This window comes from Bradyrhizobium guangdongense, assembly GCF_006483445.1.
GTDB lineage: Bacteria > Pseudomonadota > Alphaproteobacteria > Rhizobiales > Xanthobacteraceae > Bradyrhizobium > Bradyrhizobium guangdongense_A.
The window spans coordinates 1-11,409 of sequence record NZ_PPPT01000194.1; the positions used below are offsets into that span (position 1 = coordinate 1).

The following is an 11,409-nucleotide window of genomic DNA, read 5'->3' on the forward strand; positions in this document are numbered from 1 at the left end:
CCGAGCCGCCGGACGAGCCGCCCGGCGTCAGCGAGGCATCGCGCGGGTTCTTGGTGTCGCCATGGACAAGATTGGTGGTGAACCAGCGGTAGGAGAAGGCCGGGCAATTGGTGCGGCCGAGGATGACCGCGCCGGCCTTGCGCAAGTTCGCGACCACGGGGTTGTCCACCTTGGCGATCACGTCGCGCTGCAGCTTCAAGCCATTGGTGGTGGCAAAGCCTTCCTGGTCGACATTGACCTTCACCGTGACGGGGACGCCTGCCAGCAGGCCCGGATCCTCGCCCCGCGCGATCGCGGCATCGACGGCTGCCGCCTGCTTCAGCACGTCCTCCGGCCGGTGGTCGACCACCGCATTGAGCTTTGGGTTGACGGCATCGAGCCGGGCGAGCCCGGCTTCGGCGGCCTCCTTGGCGGATACTTTCTTGGACCGGATGAGGGCGGCGAGGTCGGCGGCCGACAGGCGCCAGAGATCTTGCATGATGTGCTCCGTGTGACCGGGTCTTTTAACCCCGGTCACCGGTCAAAGCCATGCGGATTCCGCAGGGGCAAAAGGTCGGAAATCAGTGCCTAGTGGCGGACTTGTCCGGCATGTCCAGGAGCGCCTCGGTGAAAGGAAACTCCAGCACGATCTCGCCATCGGTATCGGTGACCTCGATGACGGCCTCGAGCAGCGCCGGCTGCGTTCCCTCCGACTTCAAGACTGCCAGGATCATCTCACGCGCCACTTGCCAGGCGCGATCAGGATTGCGCAGGTCCTCACCGTCAGGATCCACGATCAATTCGTCGCCGATGCGGGTGTTGAAGAAGTATCTGGGCATGCTTGATCCAATGGGGTCGCCTGTAGCGGATTGAAAGCGCCTCTGCACTCACAACTGCTTTATCCGGACAGGGATCACGACCCATCGTCGTTTTTTGCATAGTGCACCGCAACAAATCGATGATCTACTACCTAGGTCGGGAAAATTTCACTGGCGAAGTTCTCCGCCCGCATTACTTTAGCTACGGGGCGGATACGTCCGATTTCGAGAACAAGGAGAGCCACAATGGCCTGGAAAACACCGAAGATCGTCGAAGTGCCGTGCGGCATGGAAATCAACATGTATGTGAGCGCCACCCGCAAGTAAGGGTAGCGTCTTTGCGTTGAGCGCAGGTGGATCCTTCGGGCGCAACGCGTTCCCCGAACTGGGAAACGTGTCGGTCTGAGATCCACCGCGACACGTGTTTCCAGGGGACGGATTCATGCTTCGCGTCGTCGTCCTGGGCGCCGCCGCCGGCGGCGGGGTCCCGCAGTGGAACTGCGGTTGTGCCGGCTGCCGAGCCGCGCGTGCCAACCTCGGCGATCTCCAGAGAACCCAGGCCTCCGTCGCCTTCAGCGCTGATGGCGCGCACTGGTTCCTGATCAACGCCTCACCCGACCTTCGCCAGCAATTGAACGCGACGCCGCAGTTGCATCCGAAACCGGGCGCGCTGCGTCACACGCCGATTGCGGGCGTGATCCTGACCAACAGCGAAGTGGACGCGGTGGCCGGACTGCTCTCGATGCGCGAGGGCTCGCCCTTCACGATCTACGCGCACGAGAAAGTGCTGGCGATCCTGAGAGCGAACAGCATCTTCAACGTGCTGAACGAAAAGAATGTGCGGCGACAGCCGATCGGCATCAACGAAGCGTTCGAGCCCACCCTGCCCGACGGATCGCCTGCAGGTATCGAGGTCAAGGCGTTCGCCGTTCCCGGCAAGTCGGCCTGGTATCTCGAAGGCAAGGTCCATCCCGGCGGCAGCGAGGGCGACGGCGATACGCTCGGCCTGAAGATCACGCACAAGGCGACGAGCAAGACGTTCTACTTCCTCGCCGCCTGCGCCGAGGTCACCGACGAACTTCGGCAAGAAATTTCAGGCTCGTCACTCGTCTTCTTCGACGGTACGGTGTGGCGGGACGACGAGATGATTTTGGCCGGGCTCGGCCAGAAGACCGGCAAGAGCATGGGACATGTCGCCATGTCCGGCGATGACGGCGCCATCGCGCGCTTGTCCGGCCTCGATATCGACAGGAAGCTATTCCTGCATATCAACAACTCGAACCCGGCACTGCTGCCTGATACGCCCGAGCGCAAGGCGGCCGAACATGCGGGATGGCAGATTCCCGCCGACGGAACGGAGATCGTGCTGTGAATGCGACCACACTGACGGGAATAACCGCGCTGTCGATCGGCAAGGACATCCGCCTCAACAATGCCGAGGAGCTCGAGGCGACGCTGCGCCATATCGGCGCGACGCGCTATCACAGCCTGCATCCGTTCCATAAGCTGCTGCACGGCGGCAAGCTGAGTAAGGGCCAGGTGCAGGCCTGGGCGCTCAACCGCTACTATTACCAGAGTACGATCCCGATCAAGGATGCGGTCGTGATCTCGCGCTTCCGCGACCGCGCCACGCGCCTCGAATGGCGCCACCGCATCGAGGACCATGACGGCGACGTCGGCAGCGAAGGCGGCATCGAGCGCTGGATCAAGCTGACCGAAGGCCTCGGGCTCGATACGGCCTACGTGGAATCGACCGAAGGCATTCTGCCGGCGACGCGCTTCGCGGTCGAAGCCTATGTGCACTACTGCCGCGAGAAGAGCCCGCTGGAGGCGATCGCCTCTTCGCTGACGGAACTGTTCGCACCGAGCATCCACGAAGAACGCATCGCCGGCATGCTGCAGCACTATGATTTCGTCAACCCGGACACCATGAGCTACTTCAAGCGCCGCCTGACCCAGGCGCCGCGCGACGCCAATTTTGCGCTCGACTATGTCAAGACGCATGCAAGGACGCCCGAGGAACGCGCCTCGGTGTGCAACGCGCTGATCTTCAAGACCAACGTGCTGTGGGTGCAGCTCGATGCGCTCTATCACGCCTATGTCGAGGGCCACATCCCGCCCGGCGCCTTCGTGCCCAAAGGTTAGGTTCCCATCATGGCAGCGCCGCGTCACATCAGCGTCAGCGAGGCAAGCCGGCCGGTGCTGCCGCGGCATGCCAAGCTGAAATATGATGAGACCCGGAAGGTCTGGGTGATCCTGGCGCCGGAACGGGTGCTGGCGCCTGACGAGATCGCGGTCGAGGTCTTGCAGTTTTGCGACGGTGAGCGCACCGTCGGCGACGTCGCCGACCAGCTCGCCGCAAAATATGCGGCGCCGCGCGACGCGATCCTGACCGACGTGATCGCCATGCTCCAGGATCTCGCCGACAAGGGCTTTCTCACCGAGGCACGCGAGAAGACGTCATGAGTGAAACGCTCAGCGGCCAAAACGCGCCCCCCGACGCCAGCGACAGTCTCGCGGTGCTGGAGAAGAGCCGCTCGACGGCAGAGACGTTTGGCATTCCGCTCGCGGTGCTGCTCGAGATCACGCATCGCTGCCCGTTGCAGTGCCCCTATTGCTCCAACCCGGTCGAGCTCGATCGTTCCGGCAAGGAGTTGACCACCGACGAGTGGAAGAAGGTGCTGAGCGAGCTCGCCGAGATCGGCGTGCTCCAGGTGCATTTCTCCGGCGGCGAGCCGACCGCGCGGAAAGATCTCGTCGAGCTCGTCAAGCACGCCAGCGACGTCGGGCTCTATACCAACCTGATCACCTCGGCCGTGCTGCTGACACGCGAGAAACTGAGCGAGCTGGCGGACGCCGGCCTCTGCCACGTGCAGATCAGCTTCCAGGGCGTCGAAGAAGGCCTCGCCGACCGCGTCGCCGGCTACAAGAACGGCCATCGCAAAAAACTCGAAGCCGCCAAATGGACGCGCGAGCTGGATTTGCCGCTCACCGTGAACGCGGTGATGCACCGGCAAAACCTGCACCAGCTCCCGGACATCATCCAGATGTCGCTCGATCTCGACGCAGACAGGCTCGAAGTGGCCAACGTGCAATATTACGGCTGGGCGCTGAAAAACCGCGCCGCGCTGATGCCGACGGTGGCGCAGCTCGATGAGTGCACCCGCATCGTCGAGGACGCCCGCGAGCGGCACAAGGGTCGGCTGTCGATCGACTATGTCGTGCCGGACTATTACGCGCTGCGGCCGAAGAAGTGCATGGGCGGCTGGGGCCGGCAGTTCTTCAACATCTCGCCGGCCGGCAAGGTGCTGCCCTGCCACGCCGCCGAGAGCATCACCGGGCTCGAATTCGAATCCGTGCGCTCCAACCATTCCATCGCCTGGATCTGGCAGAATTCCGAGGCCTTCAACCGCTATCGCGGCACCGGCTGGATGAAGGAGCCGTGCAAATCTTGCGAGTTCCGCGAGATCGACTTCGGCGGCTGCCGCTGCCAGGCCTTTGCGCTGACGGGCGATGCGGCCAACACGGACCCCGCCTGCGCGCTGTCGCCGATGCACGAGACCATCTTCAAGCAGGCCGAGCGCGAGGCCGAGGGCGACACCAACCGCTTCCTCTATCGCAACTTCGCCGGCGGCACCCTGGAATCCGAGAATGGCGCCTGACGCCGATGCGACGCGATCGGCCAAACGTGCCGATCCCTTTGCGCCGCTGACATCCGAGATGCTCGCCGTCTCCGACGGCCACGAGCTCTATGTCGAGAGCGTCGGACGCACCGATGGCATTCCCGCGGTCTACCTGCACGGCGGGCCCGGCAGCGGCTGCCAGCCCGATCATCGCCGTCTGTTCGATCCCGAGCGCTTCTGCGCCGTGCTGTTCGACCAGCGCGGCTGCGGCCGCTCGCGGCCCAAGGGATCACGCGAGCACAACACGCTGCCGCATCTCATCGCCGACATGGAGGCGATCCGCGAAAGATTCAGCTTCGAGCGCTGGATGCTGGTCGGTGGCTCCTGGGGCGCGACGCTGGCGCTGGCTTACGCGCAGGCGCATCCCGAGCGCGTCTCGGGCATCGTGCTGCGCGCGACGTTTCTCGGCACGCGGGCGGAGGTCGAGACCGGTTTTACGACGCGGCTGTCGCAATTCTATCCCGCGCTGAACGAGGATTTTCTGGGCGTGCTGCCCGAAGCCGAGCGCGGCGATCCCGTCAGGGCCTATTGGCGCCGCATCCTCGATCCCGATCCATCCGTGCACGGTCCGGCCGCACGGGCCTGGCATGATACCGAGCGCACGCTGTCGGAGCACAAGCCGTCCCGCACGCGGATCGACCTCGGCGCGCTGAATTCGACGCGCCCCCTGCCGGCGACGCCGTTCATGGAAGCGCATTACTTCTCCAACGACAGCTTCATGACTCCCGATCAGTTGCTGCGCAACGCTGACAAGCTCGCCGGCATTCACGGCATCATCATCCAGGGGCGCTATGATCTGTTGTGCCCGCCTGAGACATCTGCTGCGCTCGGGAAGGTGTGGCCGGGTTCCGAGATTCGGATTGTGGAAGAAGCCGGCCATTCGCTCTATGATCCCGGCGTGAGGGACGCCGTGATGCGCGCCATCGCCGACCTCGCTTCCGGGACACCACGATAACAGGAGCGCAAAATGCCGCTCGCCGGGAAGGGCATGCTGCTGACGTCGATGGATATCGACACCGCGCACGAAGCCGATTTCAACCGCTGGTACGATCGCGAGCATCTCGAGGAGCGCGTCGCGATCGATGGATTTCTGGAGGCGCGGCGCTATGTCGCGCACGCCGCGAGCCCCAAATATCTCAGCCTGTATTCGACCGCGACACTCGACGTGCTCGACAGCCCCGCCTACAGGGCGCGGCTCGCCAACCAGACCGAATGGTCGCTGCGGAGCATGGCGCATTTCAAGAACATGCTGCGCGTGGTCGCGCGCATCACCATCAGCCGCGGCACCGGGCGCGGGGCTGCGCTCGGCCTGGTGCGGCTGCGCCCGACGCCGGACAATGCGGGGGCGTGGCGTGATGCACTGCAAGAAAAATTGGCGCCGGAACAGCGCGACGGCATCATTTCCATGCATCTCCTGGAAAGCGAGCCGGAATTGTCGGGCGCGAAGGCCGGGATTCCAGCGGCGGACAATGACGGCGCGCGCGACTGGTTCGTGCTGATCGACGGCACGAATGTCGGCGCCGTCTCGGCTGTCATCGCCGAACGCTTCACAGGGCCGGCTGCGTCACCCTATCCGCTTCCGGTGTCCGTCGGCACCTACAGCCTGATGTGGGACCTCGCGAAGAGCGATATCGCACGCGGCTGATATCGCGCACGCAGCACGCGATGCTGCAGCGCCGCATGAACAACGCGACCATTAATGCTGTTCGCGCGCAGCTCCCATGAAAGCTGGAGATCGCCACATTTTGCCTTTGTCTGAGCTTCGGAATGGTTCTAATAAGGTAAGCCTATGATCCAATTCAAAAACCATATCGACGCGTCCTAAGCGTTCGCAAGCTCAAGAAGGCCGCTGGGGTCCTTGAGCCCTTGCGGACAGGGTAGGAATGAAACCGACCGATATCGCGGCCCCCGACTACTTTCACAAGGTAGTCGACTGCCAGTGGGCATGTCCCGCACACACTCCGGTTCCCGAATACATCCGTTTGATCGCACAGGGCCGCTACAGCGACGCCTACATGATCAACTGGAAATCGAACGTGTTCCCCGGGATCTTGGGACGCACCTGCGATCGTCCATGCGAGCCGGCGTGCCGCCGCGGACGCGTCGAGGAAACGCCGGTTGCGATCTGTCGCCTCAAGCGCGTCGCCGCCGACTTCAAGGACGACATCACGCAGCGCCTGCCGCGCCCCGCCGCGAAGAACGGCAAGCGCATTGCGCTGGTCGGTGGTGGCCCGGCCTCGCTGACGGTCGCGCGCGATCTCGCGCCGCTCGGCTATCATTGCACGGTGTTTGATGCCGATCCGCAAGCGGGCGGCATGATGCGCTCGCAGATCCCGAAATTCCGCCTGCCCAATTCGGTGATCGACGAGGAGACCGGCTACGTCCTGGGTCTCGGCGTCGAGTTCAAGGGCGGTCACCGCATCGACAGCATGAAGGCGCTGCTCGCGGAGAAGTATGACGCGATCTTCGTCGGCTCCGGCGCGCCGCGCGGCCGTGAGCTCGACATTCCAGGCCGCAAGGAAGCCGCCGCCAACATCCATATCGGCATCGAATGGCTGGCCAACGTCTCGTTCGGCCATGTCGAGAAGATCGGTAAACGCGTCATCGTGCTCGGCGGCGGCAACACCGCGATGGATTGCTGCCGCACCGCGCGCCGCCTCGGCGGCGAGAGCGTCAAGGTGGTGGTCCGCTCCGGCTTCGAGGAGATGAAGGCTTCGCCCTGGGAGAAGGAAGACGCGATCCACGAGGATATTCCGATCCTCAACTACATGGTGCCGGTGGCCTTCAAGCATGTCGCCGGCAAGCTCATCGGCGTCACCTTCCAGCAGGTCAAAGCCGAATACGACGCCAAGGGCCGCCGCAACCTGGTGCCGTCGGGCGAACCCGATCAGACCATTCCCTGCGACGACGTGCTGGTCGCGGTCGGCCAGGAGAACGCCTTCCCCTGGATCGAGCAGGATTGCGGCATCGAGTTCGACAAATGGCACATGCCCAAGGTCGATCAGAAGACGTTCGTCTCGACCAATCCAAAAGTGTTTTTCGGCGGCGACGCTGCGTTCGGTCCGAAGAACATCATCTGGGCTGTCGCGCACGGCCATGACGCCGCGATGTCGATCCATCGACTCTTGTCCGGTGAAGACATCAACGAGCGCCCGCTGCCCGACGTGCAGGTGTCCTCGCAGAAGATGGGCATCCACGAGTGGAGCTACGACAACGACATTTCCAACGACAAGCGCTACAAGGTGCCGCATCGCGACAAGGTCGTCGCGCTGAAGGACATCCGCGCCGAGGTCGAGCTCGGCTATGACGTCAAGCTCGCGCTCGGCGAAGCGCATCGCTGCCTGAACTGCGACGTGCAGACGGTGTTCTCGACCTCGCTGTGCATCGAGTGCGACGCCTGCGCCGACATCTGCCCGATGGACTGCATCACCTTCACGAACAACGGCGAAGAAGATGATCTGCGCACGCGCCTGAAGGCGCCCTCGCCGCATCCGGACCAGGACCTCTACGTCTCCAGCGATTTGAAGACCGGCCGTGTGATGGTCAAGGACGAGGACGTCTGCCTGCACTGCGGATTGTGCGCCGAACGCTGTCCCACCGGCGCCTGGGACATGCAGAAATATCTCATCGAAATGACTCACGCGGGATCATCATGTCCGACAAAAAGCCGATCAGCAGCGTAAACGACTTCGTCGTCCGTTTCGCCAACGTCAACGGTTCGGGCTCGGCCTCCGCGAACGAGATGTTCGCACGCTCGATCCTGCGCCACGGCGTGCCGGTGTCGCCCCGCAACATCTTCCCCTCCAATATCCAGGGCCTGCCGACCTGGTATGAAGTGCGCGTCACGGAAGACGGCCATCTCGGCGCCCGCGGCGGCGTCGACATGATGGTGGCGATGAATCCGCAGACTTGGGACAAGGACGTCGCCGGCATCGAGCCGGGCGGCTATCTGTTCTACGATTCCACAAAACCGATGCCGTCGACGAAGTTCCGCGACGACATCACCGTGATCGGCGTTCCCCTGACCGCGATCACCAACTCGACCTACACCGATCCGCGGCAGCGCCAGTTGTTCAAGAACATCATCTATCTCGGCGCGCTCTCCGCGCTGCTCGAGATGGATCCAAAGCTGATCGAGCAGCTGATCGGCGAGCAGTACAAGGGCAAGGAAAAGCTGCTGTCCTCCAACGTCCACGCGCTGCATCTCGGCCGCGACTGGGCGCTCCAGAATTTGAAATGTCCGATCGGGTTGCGGGTGAAAAAGTCCGACAAGGTCGGCGACCGCATCTTCATCGAGGGCAACAGCGCGGCTGCGCTCGGCGCCGTCTATGGCGGCGCGACCGTCTGCGCCTGGTATCCGATCACGCCATCCTCCTCGGTGGCGGAAGCCTTCACCGCCCATTGCAAGAAATTCCGCCACGATCCCAAGACGGGAAAGGCGAATTACGCCATCGTGCAGGGCGAGGACGAGCTCGCCTCGATCGGCATGGTGATCGGTGCCGGGTGGAACGGCGCCCGCGCCTTCACCGCGACCTCGGGCCCCGGCATCTCCCTGATGACGGAGTTCATCGGCCTTTCGTATTTTGCCGAGATTCCGGCCGTGATCATGAACATCCAGCGCGCCGGTCCCTCGACGGGCATGCCGACGCGCACCCAGCAATGCGACATCATCGCCTGCGCCTATGCTTCGCATGGCGACACCAAACATGTGCTGCTCTTCCCCGAGGATCCAGCCGAGGCCTTCGAGTTCGCGGCCGCCGCCTTCGATCTCGCCGAGCGGCTGCAGACCACGATCTTCCTGATGCTCGATCTCGACATCGGCATGAACCACCGGCTTAGCCGTCCGCTGAAGTGGGACGAGGCGCGGCAGTATGACCGCGGCAAGGTGATGACGGCGGAGATGCTGGAGGAGGGCCGCGACTTCGGCCGCTATCTCGACGTCGACGGCGACGGCATCCCCTACCGCACCTATCCCGGCACGCATCCGACCAAGGGCTCCTATTTTACCCGCGGTACCTCGCGTGACCGCTATGCGCGCTACTCGGAAGAAGGGCCTGTCTACGCCGACAACATGCAGCGTCTGGTGCGCAAGTTCGAGACCGCGCAAGATCTCGTGCCGCGGCCATTGCAGGCCAATGCGGAACGGCCGACCAAATACGGCGTGATCTACTTCGGCTCGACCACGCCTGCGATGGACGAGGCGATCGGGCTGTTGGAGGCGCGCGGGCATCAGCTCGATCGCCTGCGCATCCGCGCCTTCCCCTTCCACTCCAGCGTCGCGAGCTTCCTCGCCGAGCACGACTTCGTCTACGTGGTCGAACAGAACCGCGACGGCCAGCTCCGTCAGCTCATCGTCAACGAGAACGGCATCGATCCGGTGCGGCTCGTGCCGATCCTGCACTATGACGGTTCACCGATCACCGCCCGCTTCATCGCAAAAGCCATTGGCGACCACCAGGATCACCTCAAGGTAACCCCGCTCCGCAAGGCCGTGTCATGACCTACATTGCAAAGCCCAAATTCCAACACCCCGGCCTGAAGAAGAACGATCTCGGCTACACCCACCGCGACTACGAGGGCAAGGTCTCGACGCTGTGCGCCGGCTGCGGCCATGACTCGATCACGGCGTCGATCATCGAAGCCTGCTACGAGCTCTCAATCGAGCCGCACCGGGTGGCAAAGATCTCCGGCATCGGCTGCTCGTCGAAGACGCCGGATTATTTCCTCGGCAATTCGCACGGCTTCAACTCCGTGCACGGCCGCATGCCTTCGGTCTTGACCGGCGCCAATCTCGCCAATCGCGATTTGATCTATCTCGGCGTCTCCGGCGACGGCGATTCCGCCTCGATCGGTTTTGGCCAGTTCGCGCATTCGATCCGGCGCGGCGTCAACATGACTTATATCGTCGAGAACAACGGCGTCTACGGCCTGACCAAGGGCCAGTTCTCTGCGACCGCCGACCGCGGTTCGAAATCCAAGAAGGGCGTCACCAACACCGACAACGCGATCGACCTCGTCGCCATCGCGCTGCAGTTGGGCGCCACCTTCGTCGCGCGCTCCTTCTCCGGCGACAAGACGCAATTGGTCCCATTGATTGCGGCTGCGATCCGTCACAAGGGCGCGTCGTTCATCGACGTCATCAGCCCCTGCATCGCCTTCAACAACCACGCCGGCTCGACCAAGAGCTTCGATTATGTCCGCGAGCACAACGACGCCGTGAACCGGCTCGACGTGCTGGTCGGGCGCGATCCGATCGCGGTCGACTACGCGCCCGGCACGGTGCAGGTGGTCGAACAGCACGACGGCTCCAAGCTTGCGCTGCGCAAGCTCGATGCCGACTACGATCCGCATGATCGCCTCGGCGCCCAGACGTTCCTCGCGCGGCACGCCGCCAAGGGCCAGATCGTCACGGGCCTGCTCTATGTCGATCCCGATGCCGAGGATCTGCACGAGCATCTCAACACCGTCGAGACGCCGCTGAACACGCTCGAAGCCGATACGTTGTGTCCGGGCTCGGCCGCGCTGGACAAGTTCAACGCCAGCCTGCGGTAACTCACTCGATGGTTTCGTCGGCGCTTGCCAATAGCGCCGGCGGAATCTCGACGCCCAAGAGCTTTGCGGTCTTCAGATTGATCACCAGCTCGAACCTGGTCGGCGCCTGCACCGGCAGATCAGCCGGACTGCGTCCGCGGAGAATCTGGTCAACATAGGACGCGACCTGCCGGAATAGGTCGGGGAAATCCAGCCCGTACGACATCAGCGCGCCGTTCAGAGGAAACGTCCGGAACGGATGGATGCCGGGAATGCGTAGCTCGTTGCTGAGCCTAATGATCAGGTCTTGGTGCAGAATCGGCAGCGAGTCAGGCAGCGTCATCAGTCCGGCCCTTGGCGGACCAGCCGCGCCATTCGCGGCGCGGCTGGTCCGCCAA

General features: G+C 63.5%; 13 protein-coding genes. 10 read left to right on the top strand and 3 right to left on the bottom strand.

Annotated features, from left to right (window positions below):
• The coding region (locus tag C2U70_RS26515; RefSeq protein ID WP_246666873.1) for an amidase family protein at nt 1-478 on the bottom strand (478 nt) is incomplete at its 3' end.
• Between the two features lie 82 nt (nt 479-560).
• Nucleotides 561-818 carry a DUF6894 family protein gene (locus C2U70_RS26520; RefSeq protein WP_140981579.1) on the bottom strand — a complete coding sequence of 86 codons (258 nt, stop codon included), beginning with the start codon at nt 816-818 and terminating at the stop codon, nt 561-563.
• Nucleotides 819-1,043: 225 nt separating this feature from the next.
• On the opposite strand from C2U70_RS26520, the gene pqqA reads away from it, so the two are divergent.
• From pqqA to C2U70_RS26570, 10 genes are all read left to right on the top strand, one after another.
• Nucleotides 1,044-1,124 (top strand): pyrroloquinoline quinone precursor peptide PqqA, encoded by an 81-nt coding sequence (pqqA, locus tag C2U70_RS26525; protein ID WP_045002119.1) that lies wholly within the window; start codon nt 1,044-1,046, stop codon nt 1,122-1,124.
• Nucleotides 1,125-1,239: 115 nt separating this feature from the next.
• Nucleotides 1,240-2,169: a pyrroloquinoline quinone biosynthesis protein PqqB gene (pqqB, locus tag C2U70_RS26530; protein WP_140981580.1), complete on the top strand. Its 930-nt coding sequence runs from the start codon at nt 1,240-1,242 to the stop codon at nt 2,167-2,169.
• Nucleotides 2,166-2,942, top strand: coding sequence for a pyrroloquinoline-quinone synthase PqqC (gene pqqC, locus C2U70_RS26535; RefSeq protein ID WP_140981581.1), 777 nt, complete (start codon nt 2,166-2,168; stop codon nt 2,940-2,942). The genes pqqB and pqqC overlap by 4 nt, the downstream gene beginning before the upstream one ends.
• Nucleotides 2,943-2,951: 9 nt before the next feature.
• Complete coding sequence (pqqD, locus tag C2U70_RS26540; RefSeq protein WP_140981582.1) at nt 2,952-3,263, top strand: pyrroloquinoline quinone biosynthesis peptide chaperone PqqD; 312 nt, start codon at nt 2,952-2,954, stop codon at nt 3,261-3,263.
• Nucleotides 3,260-4,459 carry a pyrroloquinoline quinone biosynthesis protein PqqE gene (gene pqqE / locus C2U70_RS26545; RefSeq protein WP_140981583.1) on the top strand — a complete coding sequence of 400 codons (1,200 nt, stop codon included), beginning with the start codon at nt 3,260-3,262 and terminating at the stop codon, nt 4,457-4,459. The genes pqqD and pqqE overlap by 4 nt, the downstream gene beginning before the upstream one ends.
• Entirely contained in the window at nt 4,449-5,435 is a 987-nt protein-coding gene (gene pip, locus C2U70_RS26550; RefSeq protein ID WP_140981584.1) for a prolyl aminopeptidase, read from the top strand. The genes pqqE and pip overlap by 11 nt, the downstream gene beginning before the upstream one ends.
• A gap of 12 nt (nt 5,436-5,447) precedes the next feature.
• A complete protein-coding gene (locus C2U70_RS26555; protein WP_140981585.1) occupies nt 5,448-6,125 on the top strand; it encodes a DUF4286 family protein in 678 nt (225 codons plus the stop codon).
• Between the two features lie 238 nt (nt 6,126-6,363).
• On the top strand, nt 6,364-8,163 hold the full coding sequence (locus C2U70_RS26560; RefSeq protein WP_140981586.1) for an FAD-dependent oxidoreductase: 1,800 nt from the start codon (nt 6,364-6,366) through the stop codon (nt 8,161-8,163).
• Nucleotides 8,133-9,980 (top strand): 2-oxoacid:acceptor oxidoreductase subunit alpha, encoded by a 1,848-nt coding sequence (locus C2U70_RS26565; protein ID WP_186294486.1) that lies wholly within the window; start codon nt 8,133-8,135, stop codon nt 9,978-9,980. Before C2U70_RS26560 ends, C2U70_RS26565 begins: the two co-directional genes overlap by 31 nt.
• Entirely contained in the window at nt 9,977-11,032 is a 1,056-nt protein-coding gene (locus tag C2U70_RS26570; protein WP_140981588.1) for a 2-oxoacid:ferredoxin oxidoreductase subunit beta, read from the top strand. The genes C2U70_RS26565 and C2U70_RS26570 overlap by 4 nt, the downstream gene beginning before the upstream one ends.
• A gap of 1 nt (nt 11,033) precedes the next feature.
• Here the strand turns inward: C2U70_RS26570 and C2U70_RS26575 are convergent.
• A partial coding sequence (locus tag C2U70_RS26575; protein WP_283810408.1) for an ABC transporter substrate binding protein occupies nt 11,034-11,409 on the bottom strand: 376 nt, incomplete at its 5' end.